The sequence below is a fragment of the Pullulanibacillus camelliae genome, assembly GCF_014642655.1.
GTDB lineage: Bacteria > Bacillota > Bacilli > Bacillales > Sporolactobacillaceae > Pullulanibacillus > Pullulanibacillus camelliae.
Window position 1 is genome coordinate 74,552 of record NZ_BMIR01000005.1, and the last position, 19,068, is coordinate 93,619.

The window sequence follows — 19,068 nt, forward strand, 5'->3', positions numbered from 1 at the left end:
CTGTTGCGAAAACCGATTATTGCAGGGAACTGGAAAATGAACAAAACACTTGGTGAAGCAACACAATTCATCCAAGAGATAAAAGGTTCTATTCCAGCAAATGACGTTGTCGATGCAGTGGTTTGTGCACCTGCATTGTTTTTAGACGCACTGGTTAAAGAAACAAAGGGGACGGCTATCGCTATTGGTGCCCAAAACATGTACTTCGAAGAAAGCGGTGCGTTCACAGGAGAAGTCAGTCCTGTCATGCTGAAAGATCTTGGTGTTCAATATGTTATTTTAGGTCATTCAGAACGCCGAGCACTTTTTGCTGAAACCGATGAAACGGTCAATAAGAAGACACATGCTGCCTTTAACCATGGGCTAGTACCTATTGTTTGTGTAGGTGAAACCTTGGAAGAGCGTGAAGCTGGACAAACCAATCGTTTAGTTGAAGCTCAGGTGACTGAAGCGTTGAAAGGTCTTAGTACTGAACAAGTTAAGGCAACGGTCATTGCCTATGAGCCTATTTGGGCGATTGGCACAGGAAAATCAGCTTCTTCTGATCAAGCCAATGAAGTCTGCGGCGTTGTCCGTCAAACAGTGGCTAAATTATATGACCAAGCGACTGCTGATGCTGTCCGCATTCAATACGGCGGTAGCGTAAAGCCTGCTAATATTGCTGAGCTTCTTGGCAAGGAACATATCGACGGTGCACTCGTTGGAGGAGCAAGCCTCGAATCGGATGCCTTCCTCCAACTACTGGAGGCGGCTAATCATGAGTAAAACACCACATGCCCTTATCATCTTAGACGGTTTTGGTTGTCGCAAGGAAACGATGGGGAATGCTGTTGCTCAAGCAAAGAAACCGAACTTTGATAAATACTGGGGAAAGTATCCCCATGCAACATTGCGTGCTGACGGTGAATTTGTTGGTTTGCCTGAAGGACAAATGGGAAACTCTGAGGTTGGTCACCTCAATATTGGGGCTGGTCGCGTCGTTTATCAAAGCTTGACTCGTGTGAACCTTTCAATAAAGGAAGGTGAATTTTATAATAATGAAACCTTCTTAGAGGCTATGGAAATCGTCAAGAAAAAGGGTAAAAAGCTTCATATCATGGGGCTATTATCTGACGGCGGTGTTCACAGCCATATTGATCATATGTTTGCTTTATTAAAGCTAGCGGCTAAAGAAAATATCAAGGATGTTTTCATCCACGGCTTTCTTGATGGCCGTGATGTTGGCCAGCAGTCTGCTAAAACATATATCAAGGAAACACAAGAAAAAATAAATGAAATCGGTGTTGGCGCCATTGCGACTTTATCTGGACGTTATTATGCAATGGACCGCGATAATCGCTGGGAGCGGATTGAAAAGGCCTATCGTGCGATGGTTTATGCTGAAGGTCCTGATTATACCGATCCAATCGCTCTTGTCGATGATTCCTATAAAAATGAAATCTATGATGAATTTGTGCTTCCGTCTGTTATCAAGCAGGAAGATGGGGCGCCAGTAGCCACGGTAGAAGATGGTGATGCCATCATTTTCTTCAACTTCCGTCCAGACCGTGCTATTCAAATTTCTCAGGTCTTCACGAATGATGATTTCCGTGGCTTTGACCGTGGGGACAAGTATCCTAAAGATGTTCATTTTGTTTGTCTCACACATTTCAGTGAAACAGTTAATGGAACAGTCGCATTCAAGCCAACGAATTTGGATAACACGTTAGGTGAAGTTGTTTCACAAGCGGGAATGACCCAGCTTAGAATTGCAGAAACTGAAAAGTATCCACACGTAACCTTTTTCTTTAGCGGGGGCCGTGAGCAGGAATTCCCAGGTGAAGAGCGCATTTTAATCAATTCACCAAAGGTTGCCACCTATGATTTGAAGCCTGAGATGAGTGCTTATGAAGTGACTGATGCGCTTGTCAAAGCAATTGAGGCAGAAAAATTCGACGCTATTATTCTGAACTTCGCCAATCCAGATATGGTGGGCCATTCTGGTATGCTGGAGCCAACGATTAAAGCCATCGAAGCGGTGGATGAATGTCTTGGTCGTGTCATTGAAGCGCTCCTTGCTAAAGGTGGCGATGCAATTATCACAGCTGACCATGGGAACTCAGATGAGGTTGTTACCTTGGATGGCAAGCCGCAAACTGCCCATACGACAAATCCAGTTCCTGTCATCGTCACCAAAGAAGGTGTGACCCTTCGTGAGGATGGCAAGCTTGCTGATCTTTCACCAACCCTGCTTGATTTGTTAGGTGTTCAGCAACCTAAGGAAATGACGGGTGCAACATTAATACAAAAATAAATTTAAATGTGATTGAAATGGAGAGTGACAGTTCATGTCTATGATCGTTGATATCTATGGCCGCGAAGTCTTAGATTCTCGTGGTAATCCTACTGTTGAAGTAGAAGTTGTTTTAGAATCTGGTGCTGTTGGTCGCGCCCTTGTTCCAAGTGGTGCTTCAACGGGTGAATATGAAGCCGTTGAACTTCGTGACGGTGACAAAAATCGTTATTTAGGTAAAGGTGTGCTTAAAGCCGTTGAAAATGTGAACACTGTGATCGCTCCAGCTCTTGCTGGCTACGATGCACTCGATCAAGTGGCTATTGACCGCGCGTTAATCGCCCTTGATGGTACTGAAAACAAAGGGAAGCTAGGCGCTAACGCTATTCTAGGTGTTTCCATGGCCGTTGCTCATGCTGCAGCCGCTTATCTTGAAATTCCATTATATCGTTATCTTGGTGGCTTCAGCGGTGTGACACTTCCAACACCAATGATGAACATTTTAAATGGTGGAGAGCATGCTGATAATAACGTGGACTTCCAAGAGTTTATGGTTATGCCTGTTGGGGCTGAAAGCTTCCCAGAAGCACTTCGCATGGGGGCTGAAATTTTCCATAACTTGAAAAAGGTATTAGGAAGCAAAGGGTTGAATACAGCTGTTGGCGATGAAGGTGGCTTTGCTCCTAACCTTGGTTCTAATGAAGAAGCCATCCAAACCATCATTGAGGCGATTGAAAAAGCTGGTTATAAGCCAGGTGAGCAAGTTAAAATTGCTATGGACGTGGCCTCATCAGAGCTTTATGAAGATGGCAAGTATGTTCTTAAAGGCGAAGGTGTAACAAAAACATCAGAAGAAATGATCGAGCTTTATCGTGATCTGCTTGATAAGTATCCTATCGTTTCTATCGAAGACGGCTTGGACGAAAACGACTGGGAAGGCTGGAAGAAGCTTACCGCTGAACTTGGCGATCGTGTACAGCTTGTGGGCGATGATCTTTTCGTTACGAATACTAAAAAGCTTTCCGAGGGGATTGAAAAGGGTATCGGTAATGCGATCCTCATCAAAGTGAACCAAATCGGTACACTCACTGAAACCTTTGAAGCCATTGAAATGGCCAAACGTGCAGGTTATACGGCAATTATTTCACACCGCTCTGGTGAAACCGAGGATACAACAATTGCTGACATTGCTGTTGCAACCAACGCAGGTCAAATCAAAACAGGTGCACCTTCTCGTACCGACCGCGTTGCGAAATACAACCAATTACTTCGCATTGCTGACGAATTAGAAGAACAAGGTCACTATGCAGGTAAAACGGCATTCTATAACTTGAAAAACATCTAATTTTATTTAATAGAGAAACCTCTCAATGAAAGTTGAGGGGTTTTTTTCAAAAGAAAAGCAAGTATAAAATTTCTGATCATGAGGACGGTGCAGATTTCCGCTTCAGGCCGCTCGCTTTCTGCGGGGGAGTGGTAAGCCTCCTCGTGCCTTCGCACTGTTAAGGTCTTACCGATCTCCCGCTCCCGCAGGACTCTAGTCTCCGCATCATGAGTCAGCGGCGCCCAAGGAACACACGGTTTTAGAGTGTTCCGAATCTCGCACATTGCGCTCTCATCCACTTGACCAGGCAGCGAAGCCTCTTTCATATTGGATGATGCTCTATACCAAGTAAGGACCGGGCATGCTTTTCGCCCGGTTTTTTTCATACTATCAGAATGTATAACTTCGCTGACGCTTATAAAAGAAGAGAGTATAAGTGTAGCTTTGACTTTCGCCACCTGAGGCTTGTGGGCAACCTAAGTGTGTGATTTGCAAAAATCCCATCAGGAGTACCAGCGAAGTGGTGCAAGCCAAGTTTTCTAATGTAAAGCAGCGAAGGGGCTGAAGCAGAGAATCGAGCGGCAAAATTCTTACTGTATTGTCAAACCATTATGGAAGGCTCTGTTTGTCTCTTCCCACTATGCCTGTTGGGGATTAGACTTCTATAGATTTGTTTGGTGTGCTACAGCCCGAGCTCCGATATGAAAAGGCATTTCCCTTTTTGAGCAAACTATGTTAAATTAAAAGTAATGTTTGTGATTCGTTTGAGGAGGAGTCATATGGAAGCCTTATTAATTACGCTGATTGTCATAGCGGCGCTTTGCATCATTGCCATCGTGCTTTTACAGCCAGGAAAGAGCGAAGGCCTGTCGGGGTCCATTACCGGTGGTGCAGAACAACTTTTTGGAAAACAAAAAGCGCGTGGTTTAGATAAATTTTTACATCGGACAACAATTATCTGTGCAATTGTCTTTTTTGTTGCAGCGTTTATTCTTGGCTTTTACTATTAATTGATAGCAAGCAAGAAATGATGGCGTCAGCACCTGAATCCTGGTGCTGTTTTATTTTTAATTCCATTTATTGGTATATTGTGGTATTTTTATATTGATATAAATGGTTTTATGCAAGAGAATTAGGGGAAAGTAAGGACAAGGCGTTTTCCCAACTTCTCGTAGCAAATGATGATAAGATGAAATAGAAGTGTTCCCTAGTGGATGGAATAGGGGACGGCATGGAATATGAGTAAGGAGTGTTGGCAACATGAAAGTATTACCACCAAAACCATTTACATTTGAAGCGGGAAAGCGTGCGGTTTTATTATTACATGGCTTTACAGGAAATTCTGCTGATGTCCGCATGTTAGGGCGCTTTTTACAGGATAGAGGCTATACCTCACATGCTCCACATTATAAGGGTCATGGTGTACCACCAGAGGAGCTTCTGAAGACGGACCCTGAGGACTGGTGGGAGGACGTCACAAATGGCTATAAACATCTCAAAAATCTTGGCTATGACGAAATTGCGGTGGCAGGATTGTCACTAGGAGGCGTATTTTCTCTAAAAGTTGGTTATACTTTCCCAGTAAAAGGGATTGTTCCAATGTGTACACCGATGTCTACAAAAACGGAAGAAAAAATTCGGCAGGGTGTGATTGAATATGCCCAAGAGTGGAAGCAGCTTGAAGGCAAATCGAAAGAACAAATTGAAAGGGAAATGAAGCCTTTTAAAGATGCACCAATGAAAACACTGGCTAAGCTCAGTGAATTAATTGAAGAGGTTCGCGCTCATATCGATTTAATTTATAATCCTATTTTTGTCGTACAGGGGCGCTTAGATAAAATGATTGATACCAACAGTGCCAACATTATTTATGAAACAGTTGAGTCCGAAGATAAACAGATCAAATGGTATAAGCAATCGGGACATGTCATCACCTTGGGAGATGAAAAGGCCCAGCTTCATCAGGATATTTATGATTTTCTCGAGGGATTGGATTGGTCGGACTCCTAATATTAACGGAGGAGAATTATTTTGAACGAACAATTAAAAGAACGCATTCTAACTTTTATGAATGAAGAGATGAGCAAGCCTTTAACCCTTGAAGATTTAGAGGAAACCTTTGGCTTAACCGCCTCGGATGATTTTAAAGATTTAGTTAAAACGCTCAATGCCATGGAGGAACGAGGGCTTATTGTAAGAACACGCTCTAACCGTTATGGGCTGCCTGAAAAAATGAATCTTGTGCGCGGAAAGGTGCAGGGGCATGCTAAAGGCTTTGCCTTTATATTACCTATAGAGTCGGATGATCAAGATGTCTATGTCGCTCAAGGCGATTTAAATGGCGCCATGAACAACGACATCGTTTTAGTGCGCTTGTCCGAAAAATCATCAGGGGATCGTCCCGAAGGTGTCGTCGTTCGCATTATTGAAAGAGGAACACAGACCGTTGTAGGGACCTATCAAGATAGTCGGCATTTTGGCTTTGTCATTCCCGATGATTCACGTATTGCCAATGATATTTTTATTCCAAAAGAAGCAACAGGCGGGGCGGCTGAGGGTCATAAGGTTGTTGTGAAAATCACCCAGTATCCAGAGGAGAAGAAAAGCGCTGAAGGCGAAATCATTGCGATTCTTGGGCATAAAAATGATCCTGGGGTAGATATTCTCTCTATCATTCATAAACATGGAATTCCGACTGAATTTCCAGAAGAAGTCATTGCTGAGGCCAATGCGGCTCCAGATGAGATTGATTCTGAAGAAATCAAAGGGCGCCGCGACCTGCGTCAGGAAACGATCGTTACAATTGATGGTGAGGATGCCAAAGACCTTGATGATGCCGTGACCGTCACGAAGCTTGATAATGGCAATTATAAATTAGGCGTACATATCGCTGATGTCAGTTATTATGTCAAGGAAGAGAGTGCTTTAGATAAAGAGGCTTTTGAACGGGGAACAAGTGTCTACCTTGTTGATCGTGTGATCCCAATGATTCCCCATCGCCTGTCAAATGGCATCTGTAGCTTAAATCCACAGGTTGATCGTTTGACCATCTCGTGTGAAATGGAAATTACGCCTTCAGGTAAGGTCGTTAATCATGAGATTTTCCCAAGTGTCATACGCACAACTGAGCGAATGACCTACACCAACGTTCGGAAAATCCTCTTGAAGGAGGATGAAGAGGTCCTTGAGCGGTATAAAGACCTGATTCCATTTTTTGAACAAATGGGTGAATTAGCGGCCATCTTAACGGAAAAACGACGCCAGCGCGGTGCGATTGATTTTGATTTTACCGAGGCAAAAATTTTAGTTGATGAAGACGGGCATCCGACAGATGTGGTCATTCGCGAACGCTCAGTAGCTGAACGGTTAATTGAAGAATTTATGCTGGCTGCAAACGAAACGATTGCTGAGCATTTTCACTGGATGGAGTTGCCCTTTATCTACAGAATTCATGAAGATCCAGATCCCGAAAAATTAGTGCGGTTTTATAATTTTGCTGTGAATTTTGGGTATGTCATTAAAGGGACAGTAGATGAAATTCATCCAAGAACCCTGCAGTCCTTGCTTGAGGAGATTAAGGGAGAGCCAGAAGAAGCCGTTATTAGTACAATGATGCTGCGCTCAATGCAACAGGCGAAATACAGCGATCAGAGCTTGGGCCATTTTGGTCTCTCAACAGACTTTTATACGCATTTCACATCACCGATTCGCCGCTATCCCGATCTTATTGTTCATCGCTTAATTCGCAAATATCTTTTTGAACAACAGATTGATCTGAAAACGAAGCAGTATTGGGATGGGAAAGTCTATGATATCGCTAAGCATTCCTCAGAGATGGAACGTCGTGCGGTTGACGCGGAGCGGGAAACCGATGATCTTAAAAAGGCAGAATTCATGCAGGATAAAATCGGTGAGACTTATGAAGGTGTGGTCAGTAGTGTCACTAGCTTTGGTCTCTTTGTCGAACTCCCCAATACGATTGAAGGGCTCGTGCATATCAGCTATTTGGTCGATGACTATTACCACTATAATCAGGATCACATGGCCTTGATTGGAGAGCGCACAGGGAAGGTATTCAGAATTGGTGATGAAATCACGGTTAAGGTAATCAATGTTAATGTCGATGAACGAGCGATTGATTTTGAAGTCGTCGGCTTAAAAGAAAATCGACCTAGCCGCCGTAAGGAACGTCCCAAAGTGATTACAGGTCCAGGGGAACCAAGACAGCAGCGCTCTGGCAAAAAGAAAACATCTGGTTATCGAAACAGCGGTGCCCACAAAAACAGCGGAAATGGCGGACCAAAAGGAAAGAAAAATGGTAAAAGCAGATCAAACCGCCGCAAGAAAAATAAATGATACACATGGCGCCTGATCCTTTACATAAGGGTCAGGCTTTTTAAAAGGCAAGAGGGTAAAGCTTCGTGGCCCCTTCTTGCTATGATTCGCATTGGCAGAATGCAAATCTGGGGTGCAGGTTTCCGAATCCGGATGTGAGCGTAACAAAAGACAGAGGCAAGAGAACAAAAGCCGGGTTCAAAATAACAAATGGCCTTCCCCATTTTAACAAAAGTTACGCTCTTGACTCGGATCAGGAGAGGCTTCTATTTTTCTCTTTTATATGTTTGAGAATGGGGTGACTCACCTATTGAAAAATTCCTAATGCTTCGATACGCTTGACTGCTTCTAAAAGTTGCTGTTCTTCAGTAAGTAAGCCAACGCGGACATAGCCCTCTCCATGGGTGCCAAAACCAATTCCAGGTGCAACAGCGACATGGGCTTGGTTTAAAAGGAGTTCAGCAAAGCCTTCCGAGTCGAAGGGGGCAGGAACAGGAAGCCAGGCAAAAAAGGCCCCCTTTGGTGGTTGGACTGACCAGCCAATTTCATTGAGGGCTGTTATTAAGGCATTACGTCGTGATTCATATGTATGGGCCAGGGCACTTACACTGTCTTGTGGTCCCAATAATGCTTGAGCTGCTGCGTCTTGAATCCCGCCAAATAAACTCACATAAAAATGATCTTGAATGAGATCGATCATAGCAATCAGGTCAGGGTTTCCCACGGCAAAGCCAATCCGCCATCCCGCCATGTTATAGGTTTTGGACATTGTATAGATTTCGATGCCCACTCCCTTTGCCCCAGGCGTTTGTAAAAAGCTGATTGGTTTGTGCTGATCAAAGCCAATGGCGCTATAGGCGAAATCATGCACGATGGCAATTTGATGGGCTTCAGCAAGGGAAACCGTTTCTTTGAAAAAGGAAGTGTCAGCGATAGCACCGGTAGGATTATTCGGATAATTAAGAAACATTAATTTGGCTTGTTTCAGCGTCTCAGACGATACCGCTGAAAAATCAGGGAGAAAGCCGTGAGCTTCTTCAAGTGGCATGGTGGCCATCTCAGCTCCCGCCATAGAAATTCCCGACCAGTAATCAGGGTATCCAGGATCGGGAACGAGTGCAATATCTCCAGCATTAAGCAAGCATTGACTGATTTCAACTAAGCCTGCCTTTCCCCCAAACAAGACTGCAACTTCGGAGGTGGGATCTACGGTGACTTGATATTCCCTTTGATAATAGGTCGCAATCGCTTCTTTTAAAAAATGGTGTCCAGTGAAGGGAGAGTATTTGTGGTAAAGAGGGTTTTCCGCTGCGTGCTGTAAGGCCTGAACAATATGAGCAGGTGTCGGTTGATCAGGATTTCCTTGCCCTAAATTAATGACATCTACTCCTGATTCCACAAGCGCATTGACTTTTTGGGATAAAGCGGCAAAGAATTGTTTGGGCAAGCGCTGTAAGGCCTGTGAGGCTTCAAAATGTAGCATCAGTGTCACGTCCTAGCTTGATTAAAGGTTTATGTATTAAAGGGTAGCCTGTGAACAGGGATTTGTAAATAGAAAAGTTTTTATTTTCAAAGAATATCTGTTGCATCAGTCAAGAGATACTGACATAATGGGAGCAAACTTTTAGAAATGAGAGGATAGGATGACATTAAAAGTTGCTCTGTTGCAAATCGATATCGCCTTTGGAGATCCACAAGCCAATATTAAAAAGGCTGAGAAATGGATCGAGAAAGCTGCCAATCAGAAGGTTGATCTTATCATGCTTCCTGAGATGTGGACGACAGGCTATGATTTGGCGCGTCTACATAATATGACAGAGAACACTGTCCAATCACTAATGTCTAGGCTTGCTAAGGTGAATCAGGTCAATATTATGGCAGGCTCGGTAGCTAAGCGAGAGGGTGCTCATATTTACAATACCTCATTCGTTTATGATCGCAAGGGAACCCTTATTTCGGAATATAAAAAAGTGCATTTATTTCGGCTGATGGAGGAAGAAAAGTATTTAGCGGCAGGCCATACGAAGGGAGAGTTTCAATTAGAGGGCATTCCTGCAGCTACAGTAATATGTTATGATATCCGATTTCCAGAGTGGATACGTGCCCACACACTTTCTGGCGCAAGGCTGTTGTTTGTCCCCGCTGAGTGGCCTGCTCCACGTTTGGACCATTGGCGCACATTGCTTCAAAGTCGTGCCATAGAAAATCAATGCTTCGTCATTGCCTGCAATAGAGTGGGAGAGGATCCGAAAAATGTTTTTGCTGGTCATTCGCTCATTATTGATCCTTGGGGGAATATTATTGCTGAAGGGAGTGACCAAGAAGAGCTGATCATTGAGGATATTGACCCCATGCAGGTTGAGGAAGTAAGAAAAATGATTCCAATATATGAGGATCGTCGTCCCGAACTCTATTTCTAAAAGTTGAATAGAATAAAATCAGACAGCGTGTGTCTCTAACACGTTGTTTTGCTTTTTGTTAAGAGACTTAAAAACGGATAAGAGAATTCAAAAAAAATAAAACCAACTTGACTCATCGGAATAATGTATATATAATGACTACCAATTAAATGAAAATTCATTTTGCTCATTGCTGTTACATCATCACGTCGCTGAATTTAAAAATAGGTGGAATGGCTTAGGAAGCTCCCTTGTAGGCCTATAACTTTATAAAGATGAAGGTGATAAGTTGCCGCGTTTTAGCTATATTTCTCATCTCCAATGTCCAAAGTGTAAAAAAATTTACGCACATACAGAAAAACAGCATTTGTGTTCTTGCGGGGCCCCATTATTAGTAGACTATGATATAGATAGTCTCAGAGCGCAATGGCATCCTGAGGATTTACAAATTCGTGGTACGAGTCTGTGGCGCTATCATGAACTGCTGCCCGTGCAATCAGCACATCACGTGGTTTCATTAAGTGAAGGCATGACGCCGCTTAATTCCATGCCAAAAATGGCAGAGTCCATGGGCATCAAACACTTATTGATGAAGGATGAAGGGAGCATTCCAACGGGGACGTTCAAAGCACGTGGTGCAGCTGTCGGCATATCCAAAGCCTTAGAATTAGGTGTCAAGAGTATCATCATGCCCACGAATGGAAATGCAGGGGCAGCATGGTCCCTGTATGCGTCTCGAGCGGGTATCCAAGCAACCATTGTCATGCCTGTAGAGGCACCGGAGATCACTCGAAAAGAATGTACGATTGCGGGTGCTAATTTGTATCTAGTTGATGGGCTCATTAGTGATGCTGGCAAGATGGTTGCTGCAGAGCTTAAGGAAGCTCCAGACCTTTACGATGCTTCCACGTTAAAGGAGCCTTATCGTATTGAGGGAAAGAAGACCATGGGCCTTGAAATCTTAGAGCAATTAGATTGGCAAGTTCCTGATGTCATTCTTTATCCATGTGGCGGGGGTGTCGGGCTCATTGGGATTTATAAGGCTCTGCGTGAATTACAGCGCTTAGGATGGATTGGAGATAGGCTGCCACGTCTTGTTGCGGTTCAAGCAGAGGGCTGTGCCCCAATTGTTAAAGCATGGGAAGAAGGGCGAGCAGAATCTGAGTTTTGGCCTCATTCTAAGACCGTGGCCTTCGGGATCAATGTGCCAAAAGCTTTAGGTGATTTTTTGATTTTAGAGGCGCTAAAAGCGACCGAGGGTTATGCCATTGCTATCGACGATGAAACAGTCTTACAGGAGCAACAAAGAGTGGCACGGCTAGAGGGAGCTTTTATCTGTCCAGAAGGAGCGGCCACCTTTGCTGCTGCCAGACAATTGAGAGATAAAGGGTGGATTAAGGCGGAGGAGACAGTTGTCACGTTAAATACGGGCAATGGGTTAAAGTACCCAAATACCGTCCAAAGTGACGCACCACTGTTAAAACCAGGTACAAAACTTAATGATAATAGGCATAAAACCAAGTAAAAAGATGCGGATTAAATAGATTGGGATGCCCTCTTGAGGTAAAAATTCAGGGTTCCTTTTACTCCCTAAAATAAACTAAAGGATGTTTGAGATGAACAAATTAATCGTCTTTGTCATTGTTGGCTTTTTTGCACAATTGATTGATGGTTCTTTGGGAATGGCTTACGGCTTGACCTCTTCTTCATTGTTACTGGCGTTTGGTATTGCACCAGCTATTGCTTCAGCCTCAATTCATTTAGCCGAGATTGCGACGACAGGAGCTTCAGGGATTTCTCATATTCGTTTAGGGAATGTTGATAAGAAAATTGTATATCGTATGATGCTGCCAGGCGCTATTGGTGCCTTTGTTGGTGCCTGTTTTTTAAGCAACCTCCCAGGTGATAAGATTGAGCCCTATATCTCCTTCTTTTTGTTAATTTTAGGACTTTATATTGTGTTTCGCTTTCTGTTTAATTTCGATCCTAAAGAACACACGAAAGAGTTCTCAAAAAAACAATTAGTGCCGTTAGGGTTAATTGCCGGTTTCTGTGATTCTGTTGGCGGCGGCGGTTGGGGGCCCATTGCCACCCCTGTATTGCTTTCGCAAAAGGGGATTGCTGCCCGTAAGGTGATAGGCTCTGTAGATACCAGCGAGTTTGTAGTCACTGTTGCAGGCACATTAGGTTTTCTCATTACCCTCGGTTTTCAGGATATCAATTGGTTATACGTGGCTGCTTTCGCTGCCAGTGGTTTGGTGGCGGCTCCCATTGCAGCTTGGTTTATTAAAATTCTTCCGGCTTATCTTCTAGGTGTAGCCGTCGGTGGCATGATTGTGTTCGTCAACGCAAGGACCATTTTATATGCTATTGGGCTGTCACCCGGTGTCATTTCCATTATTTATATTGTTTTTGGCTTAGCGTGGGCCCTAGCGATCATTAATGCCATCAGAAGACATCGACGGAGCAAGGAAGAGACCCTATACGAGGCGAAATAATGTTTTATAAAACAATTTGGGATTCAAGGATAACATAGCTAGAATCCCATTTTTATTTTTGCCAAATTTCCGTCATACCATGCTCTATTGCTTTTGTACTGTGATCGCATGCCTTGTGTATTGTTAATGACTGAATTATATTAAAAGGGAAGGCTATTTTTAGGCAGAGAAGGAGTGGTTGATGTGATTGAACATATTGTCCTTTTTAAATTCAAACCAGAAACAACAAAGGCGCAAAAGGAAGAAGCGTTAAAACGGCTTCGGGAGTTGAAAAATAAATTACCAGGGATTTTGGATCTACAAACGAATTTTAATTTTACCGATCGCAGCAAAGGTTATGAAATAGGCTTAACCGTGCGTTTTGAATCGATGGCTGCTTTTGAGCATTATGGCCCATCACCAGAGCATCAAGCCTTTGTCGCCTTTTTAGATGAAATCGGTGTAGAAGATAAGCTGGCACTTGATTTTGAAATCTAAAGCATCAAGCCAGCGGTTGCTTTCCTCTTGATTTTCATTTTATACTATAACAAGACTTAAAAGTGATCATTGGCTCCTACGCGATGACTTATAGAGGGCGCATTCAAAAATAAGAAACGCAAAGTTTTGCCAATGGTGGACTTGATAGAACGTTTGGATAGAAAGAAGGGGAACGCTATGGCTGAGCAACAAGGACGACAGCTTGCGCAAAATCGCCGCGCACATCACGATTATTTTATAGAAGATACTTATGAAGCGGGCATTGTTCTTAAAGGAACTGAGATTAAATCCCTTAGAAAAGGATCAGCAAACTTTAAGGATGCGTTTGCTCGCGTGGAAAACGGCGAGGTCTTCCTTCACAACATGCATATTGCACCATATGAGCAAGGCAATCGTTACAATCATGATCCCTTGCGCACACGGAAACTTCTTTTACATAAAAAGGAAATCAATAAGTTGATCGGCATTTCCAAAGAATCAGGCTATACAATCGTTCCTTTAAAGATGTACTTGAAAAATGGCTATGCTAAAGTATTGCTTGGTGTTGGTAAAGGGAAGAAGAATTATGATAAGCGTGATACCCTGAGGAAGAAAACAGCTGAACGACAAATGCAAAAAGCGCTCCGTCGTGCTGAAAAGGGGGAATAAACGCGGGACATGAGGTGCCAGCCTTTTAAGCCTGGCACCTCTGGGCAATCTATGAAAGAATTGGCAACGCATGGATCCATTGATATAGTGCGTCATTCGTGCTATACTACTAGATGTAGTTCATTGATAATTGACTTATCCTCCGGGATAACGTTCTTCCTTTGTGTTCAAGGCTCTTAAAGTAGCCTTTAGAACCTTTTCATGGGGACGTTCCGGATTCGACAGGGGTAGGTCGGATATAAGCTGCGAGTCGAGGGGGTCGGCCTCGTTAAAACGCCAAAGCCAATAACTGGCAAAACTAATAATAACTACGCTTTAGCTGCCTAAGTAGCTTAGCGGTTCCCCCCTCCATCGCCCACGTGGTAGGGTAAGGAACTCACTTTAGTGGGATACGCTTCGCGCTCGCCGTCTGAGGGCAGAAGAAGAGAACAATCAGACTAGCGACACCGGTGCCTGTCGACAGGCCGACGTGCTCGCGAACCGCTAATATGTCGACTATACTCGTAGATGCTTATATTACGATGCCTTTGGACGTGGGTTCGACTCCCACCGTCTCCACCATACATATTTATGGTGGTTTTTTATTTTGATTTGTGATAGGAATCATAAAATTTCCGTTTGGAACTTTATGGTTCTTTTTATTTGGCTCCATTATATATGTGACGCTGGCAAACACTTCGTGTAAAAGCACGTAAGCTCTGCGCCTTTTGAAATAATATTGCTGCTTTTTTCCTTTATCCTCTTAATTAAAAAATTAATCCTCATGACGTTACCTATGTAAGTGAAATTACGTAGGCCTTGCATACTTCCTGTTAAAATGGAAAGCTTATTTAGAAAAAGGGGTGACATGTTTGGATATCGACGCACTTGGACTTCCGACTGCAATGCAAACCCTACTCAAAGATCAGTTACATAATCTAAAAGCGGAGATTGATGAGATTCTCGAAACTATTGGGCATAATGATTGTTGTATATTAAACGATTTTGAAGAGATGAATACACTCTTTAGGACGCTTCACTCCACAGCGGCTTCTTATTACTTGAGAGCGTATCTTGCCCCTTATACCGATCACTATGAAGCGTTAGCAGCTACGGTACAGCATTTGTCTGAGCATAGACATGGGGCGTTAATTGCGATTAAGCGAAGGGATGAAATCCATTCTTACGTCCATTCAGGCATTCCCATAAATGCTTTACTCTCTTATGCCCTTTTAGAGGCTATTTTTTATCCAGGAAATCCTCTGCATGATGGCGGCGTACTCATCGATAAAAACATGATTATTTCAGCAGGGAATATCTTTCCTAGTGCTGAGCATTATAATGGAGAAGAAAATCTTGGAACGAGGCATCGGGCCGCCATAGGTTTATCTGAAAAGGCCGACTGTCTCGTCTTAGTTGTGTCTGAAGAGACAGGACGGATTTCCTTTGCAATTCAGGGTAGGCTCTATCCTGTTCAACCGAGCGGGATGTTTTAACGCGGCCTAAGTGATAGACGAGAACCCCACTTCCCTTTAAAAAATGCATGACTCTTAAAAGGAAATGTTAAAATAAAAAATTTTATCCTTCGTTGATCTAGTGAAGCTTGCCCTTTTAATCAGCACTTGTTCTCATAAATTCCCTGCAAATTGTCATGTTAAAGCTAAAGTATTAAAAGCGAACATACCACAAAAAGCAGTATGCTGCGATACAAGCTTAACGTCAAAAAGCTTCTTGACATAAAAAATGAATTGGATCTTAATTAAATTTGGTGAAAATATTTTTAAAGATAAATCACACTTACCACAGACCAACACTGTTGATTGCCAAGTTTTAATTTTCAATAAAAACACATTAGGGCCCAAACCTTCTCATTTAATCCCTAATGCGTTATATTTTTTCGTTGTTGTTTTAATGTTACGGAAAGGCTGATATTTGTTGCAGCGGCAGTCTTCCAAAGATATCAGTTGAATTCGAACAAATTTTAACAAAAATGACATTCGCATTCAGTAAAGACTTTGATAAAATAGTCACTGTATATCAAGTCAGGGGGAAGCTCTCTTTCATAGACATTTTCTTACTATGATACTATTTATGGTATGAATGGTAATAAACATCAGCTTTAATGGAAGGGTCTCCACCGTCGCTTGTAGCATTGCTCTCCTTTTTGAAAGCGATCTAAGGGGATTGAACTGAGAAAAGATATCTGTAATGATGACTTTAGCAGTCTAAGTAGAGTATAATATGTTTTCTAATCCGTTCCTTTGCTTATTCGTCAGCAGGGAAATGAGGTTTGCAACATACATATGGAGCATTGGGCTCCTTACTGAACTATGAAACTATAAGCCTTTTAAAGTAGTATTTTCCTAAATAATGGCTCTTGTTGAGGCGTTTTTAGAAATGCTGTAATCAGTTGATTCATAGACGACTTATTAGTTAATGAGGTGGCTTGAAAGATGATTTCAGGTTCAATTTTTATGTTCATTGGCTTGCTTTTGGCCATAGGATCCTACATATACATTAGGAAATTCAACATCTTTGATTATAAAAATAGCAGTAAAGGCAGAATAAAGATCAAATATTGGATTATACACTTTTTTGAACTTGAAATATTACTCCTATATTTAGGAATCATTGTCTTCCTTTTAGGGATTGCCCTAGCTTTAGGAGAGATATAGCTTCCCAACCTTTCATGTAGGAAGGCTGATGTATGTAGATCATGGAATGAGAAGAGATGAAGAACAGGGGAATGTTCTAGCTGTTTCTAGCGTTAAGGGAATGCAGGGTGAGAGCGTTCCTTTTTTTGTATTATCAGCATCTATAGTTTTGCAGAAGCCCTTATAAGTTCTAGCTTTGGCTTTCGCCACCCGAGACTTGGGGGGTACCCTTAGTGTGTGAGTGCGAAAGCATGAACATCAAGCTGTGCTTAACGAAGAGGTGAAGAATAAGACAAGCTTTTTAATATAAGGTGTATCCAGGTTCTCATTTTATAAAGTGCTAGTGATTTTTAAAATATGTGATTACAAAGGGGGAGATGGATTGATCCAGTTCATTGAAGCATTATCTCTCAACGCTTGGCAATCATTACAAACGCTTGTCTATGATGGTTGGCTTATCCGACTATCCAATGGCTTTACTAAGCGGGCTAATTCGATTCAACCGTTATATGGCTCCTCGGAAGATTTGAGAGAAAAGCTATGCTATGTTGAAGCATTATATAGAGAAAAACGGTTGCCAACTGTGTTCAAAATGACTGAAACCGCCAGTCCTGGTCATTTGGATAGACAATTAGGGGAAAGCGGATATCGTATCGTCGATCCAACGAGTGTTCAGACGTTAGACTTGGTAAATGTCATGGCGCCTGTCATACATACTGTGAAATGGGATGACCATTTCAGTGATGAGTGGCTACAGCAGGTGTGCACTTTCAATCAACAGGATGAGGATAGCCTAGAGATAATGAAAAATATGCTGTCGCTCATTATCCCTAAGGCCTGTTTCATGTCTCTATATCATGGAAAAACGGCCGTTGCCTGTGGATTAGGCGTGTTAGAACGAGGCTATCTGGGAATCTTTGATATTATCACTGACAGGTATTATCGAAGGAAAGGCTTTGCTGAGCAGTTAATATTAAACCTATTAAAATGGGGAAAAGCAAATGGTGCTGAAACGGCTTATCTTCAAGTCCTTCTGGATAATGCTCCTGCCTTAAGGCTCTATTCTAAGTTAGGCTTTAAAGAAGGCTATCAATACTGGTACCGAGTTAAGGCATGACTGTTGTTATTAGAACATTCGGTGCTAGAATAGAAGTAATTCTTTGTAAGAAGCATAGAGCAGAAGGGAAGAAAGGCTTTGAAAACAGCACTTATCTTTGATTTTGATGGCACGTTGGAGATTCCTCGCAATGTGGTGTAAAAGCAACCCAAGAAGCTTTTTTAGATGTAGGACTCCGACTTCCGGAAGAGGCTGACATCCATCGTTATATGGGCATTCCTATCGAAGTATCTTTAAAAAAAATGGCTGTGGAGGCGTTAACGGAGGATGCTTTTGCAGACCTTCTAGCTTCGTTCCGGACACTGTATAAACAATATGAAAGTGAGTGGGTCAAGCCGTTTAACGGTATTTCGGAAGTGCTTGACAGTTTAAAGCGTAGGGGCAAAAGATTATTTGTGCTTTCCAGTAAGCATTCGGAAGTGTTGAAGCGCAATCTCGTAGCCTTAGGTATTTTTAGTTATTTTGAGGGTTATGTGGTTCAGATAACGTCGCTCAATACAAACCGCATCCGTATGGGATTGACTATATTATGAAGACCTTTCAGCTGCAATCAGAAGAAGTCATGATGATTGGAGATGCAGTCTTTGATATCCAAATGGCAAATGCGGCCCATGTCGACTCTTGTGCAGTAACATGGGGGAGCCATCAAGAGAATCAGCTGAAGGCTGAATCACCTACTATGCTCATTAGGCATGTTGCTGATCTTGAGCAGCTATAACGTTCAAGGGAGATACCCTTGTGACGAGGGTATCCTTTTTATACTATAGAATATATAACTTCTCTGATGCTCTCAAAGGAAGAGAGTATAAGGTGGGCTTTGGCTTTCGCCACCCGAGACTTGCGAGGTACCCTTAGTGTGTGATTTGAAAATCCAATCAGAAGTATCCAAAGTGCTACAAGCTAAGTTTTTTAATCGATTGGAAAATTACGAAATTATCAAATGATCGACGTGCGCTAACTGTTCCCTATACTACTTATAGAAAGATAGTCCTACTCCTACAGATCCTCAGAGGAAGCTTCTTTCCTGCTTAGCTTCAGACAATTTTTACATTCCCTACTCATCATTTTTATTACGGCGTGTGAAGTCAAAAAACCAGAAGGGAGATGGGGAGTTTATCCCTATGGGTGTGCTTTTTAAATAAGAAAATAGGCTTTGTGTTTGAATCGCCATTTTTTAAGTTTATTTTGCTGTTCATTGTTGTATAATGTAGAAAAATGGAGAATAACTTTGATAAGGGGGCAATTTTCGACAAAGGGTTGACAGTATGATATATTACGAGAACATAACGTGAGTCTTTTACTAATGAAAACTTCTAAAAGTATAGTCATAGAATCCGGTTTTGATAATGTCTATTTTGTTGCAGT

At 42.5% G+C, this 19,068-nt stretch carries 14 protein-coding genes, 1 other RNA gene and 1 pseudogene; 15 read left to right on the forward strand and 1 reads right to left on the reverse strand.

The annotated features are described in order from the left end of the window. Window positions 1-3 precede the first annotated feature (3 nt). From tpiA to rnr, 6 genes are all read left to right on the forward strand, one after another. A complete protein-coding gene (gene tpiA / locus IEW82_RS07015) occupies window positions 4-765 on the forward strand; it encodes a triose-phosphate isomerase (protein WP_188691369.1) in 762 nt (253 codons plus the stop codon). Then, window positions 758-2,293, forward strand: coding sequence for a 2,3-bisphosphoglycerate-independent phosphoglycerate mutase (gene gpmI, locus IEW82_RS07020; RefSeq protein WP_188691372.1), 1,536 nt, complete (start codon window positions 758-760; stop codon window positions 2,291-2,293). The genes tpiA and gpmI overlap by 8 nt, the downstream gene beginning before the upstream one ends. A gap of 34 nt (window positions 2,294-2,327) precedes the next feature. Then, window positions 2,328-3,617: a phosphopyruvate hydratase gene (gene eno / locus IEW82_RS07025; RefSeq protein ID WP_188691375.1), complete on the forward strand. Its 1,290-nt coding sequence runs from the start codon at window positions 2,328-2,330 to the stop codon at window positions 3,615-3,617. A 758-nt stretch (window positions 3,618-4,375) separates the two neighbouring features. Continuing rightward, window positions 4,376-4,606 carry a preprotein translocase subunit SecG gene (gene secG / locus IEW82_RS07030; protein WP_188691378.1) on the forward strand — a complete coding sequence of 77 codons (231 nt, stop codon included), beginning with the start codon at window positions 4,376-4,378 and terminating at the stop codon, window positions 4,604-4,606. 250 nt (window positions 4,607-4,856) lie between these two features. Next, on the forward strand, window positions 4,857-5,606 hold the full coding sequence (locus IEW82_RS07035; RefSeq protein WP_188691382.1) for an alpha/beta hydrolase: 750 nt from the start codon (window positions 4,857-4,859) through the stop codon (window positions 5,604-5,606). 21 nt (window positions 5,607-5,627) lie between these two features. Then, entirely contained in the window at window positions 5,628-7,952 is a 2,325-nt protein-coding gene (rnr, locus tag IEW82_RS07040) for a ribonuclease R (RefSeq protein WP_188691384.1), read from the forward strand. Between the two features lie 286 nt (window positions 7,953-8,238). Here rnr and IEW82_RS07045 read toward each other — a convergent pair whose 3' ends face one another. Then, window positions 8,239-9,414 carry a pyridoxal phosphate-dependent aminotransferase gene (locus IEW82_RS07045; protein WP_188691387.1) on the reverse strand — a complete coding sequence of 392 codons (1,176 nt, stop codon included), beginning with the start codon at window positions 9,412-9,414 and terminating at the stop codon, window positions 8,239-8,241. Between the two features lie 160 nt (window positions 9,415-9,574). Between IEW82_RS07045 and IEW82_RS07050 the strand changes: the two genes are divergently transcribed. The 9 genes and pseudogenes from IEW82_RS07050 to IEW82_RS07090 all read left to right on the forward strand — a co-directional run. Next, window positions 9,575-10,351 (forward strand): carbon-nitrogen family hydrolase, encoded by a 777-nt coding sequence (locus tag IEW82_RS07050; protein WP_188691391.1) that lies wholly within the window; start codon window positions 9,575-9,577, stop codon window positions 10,349-10,351. A 268-nt stretch (window positions 10,352-10,619) separates the two neighbouring features. Continuing rightward, entirely contained in the window at window positions 10,620-11,855 is a 1,236-nt protein-coding gene (locus IEW82_RS07055; RefSeq protein WP_188691395.1) for a threonine synthase, read from the forward strand. Window positions 11,856-11,946: 91 nt separating this feature from the next. Further along, window positions 11,947-12,828: a sulfite exporter TauE/SafE family protein gene (locus IEW82_RS07060; RefSeq protein ID WP_188691398.1), complete on the forward strand. Its 882-nt coding sequence runs from the start codon at window positions 11,947-11,949 to the stop codon at window positions 12,826-12,828. A 183-nt stretch (window positions 12,829-13,011) separates the two neighbouring features. Continuing rightward, window positions 13,012-13,305 carry a Dabb family protein gene (locus IEW82_RS07065; RefSeq protein WP_188691401.1) on the forward strand — a complete coding sequence of 98 codons (294 nt, stop codon included), beginning with the start codon at window positions 13,012-13,014 and terminating at the stop codon, window positions 13,303-13,305. Between the two features lie 177 nt (window positions 13,306-13,482). Beyond that, on the forward strand, window positions 13,483-13,953 hold the full coding sequence (gene smpB / locus IEW82_RS07070; RefSeq protein WP_188691403.1) for an SsrA-binding protein SmpB: 471 nt from the start codon (window positions 13,483-13,485) through the stop codon (window positions 13,951-13,953). Between the two features lie 203 nt (window positions 13,954-14,156). Then, window positions 14,157-14,514, forward strand: a transfer-messenger RNA (tmRNA) gene (gene ssrA, locus IEW82_RS07075). 290 nt (window positions 14,515-14,804) lie between these two features. Further along, window positions 14,805-15,428, forward strand: coding sequence for a sporulation-specific diadenylate cyclase CdaS (cdaS, locus tag IEW82_RS07080; RefSeq protein ID WP_229672414.1), 624 nt, complete (start codon window positions 14,805-14,807; stop codon window positions 15,426-15,428). 1,540 nt (window positions 15,429-16,968) lie between these two features. Beyond that, on the forward strand, window positions 16,969-17,703 hold the full coding sequence (locus IEW82_RS07085; RefSeq protein WP_188691406.1) for a GNAT family N-acetyltransferase: 735 nt from the start codon (window positions 16,969-16,971) through the stop codon (window positions 17,701-17,703). A gap of 179 nt (window positions 17,704-17,882) precedes the next feature. Further along, window positions 17,883-18,421 (forward strand): annotated as a pseudogene (locus tag IEW82_RS07090) (HAD family hydrolase); the annotation flags it as partial. Window positions 18,422-19,068: the final 647 nt, after the last annotated feature.

Excerpts from the sequence above, each read along its gene's own strand:
- IEW82_RS07045 (WP_188691387.1), bottom strand. The coding sequence starts at position 9,414 with ATGCTACATTTTGAAGCCTCACAGGCCTTACAGCGCTTGCCCAAACAA.
- eno (WP_188691375.1), top strand. The coding sequence starts at position 2,328 with ATGTCTATGATCGTTGATATCTATGGCCGCGAAGTCTTAGATTCTCGT.
- smpB (WP_188691403.1), top strand. The coding sequence starts at position 13,483 with ATGGCTGAGCAACAAGGACGACAGCTTGCGCAAAATCGCCGCGCACAT.
- IEW82_RS07050 (WP_188691391.1), top strand. The coding sequence starts at position 9,575 with ATGACATTAAAAGTTGCTCTGTTGCAAATCGATATCGCCTTTGGAGAT.
- gpmI (WP_188691372.1), top strand. The coding sequence starts at position 758 with ATGAGTAAAACACCACATGCCCTTATCATCTTAGACGGTTTTGGTTGT.
- IEW82_RS07035 (WP_188691382.1), top strand. The coding sequence starts at position 4,857 with ATGAAAGTATTACCACCAAAACCATTTACATTTGAAGCGGGAAAGCGT.
- secG (WP_188691378.1), top strand. The coding sequence starts at position 4,376 with ATGGAAGCCTTATTAATTACGCTGATTGTCATAGCGGCGCTTTGCATC.
- IEW82_RS07060 (WP_188691398.1), top strand. The coding sequence starts at position 11,947 with ATGAACAAATTAATCGTCTTTGTCATTGTTGGCTTTTTTGCACAATTG.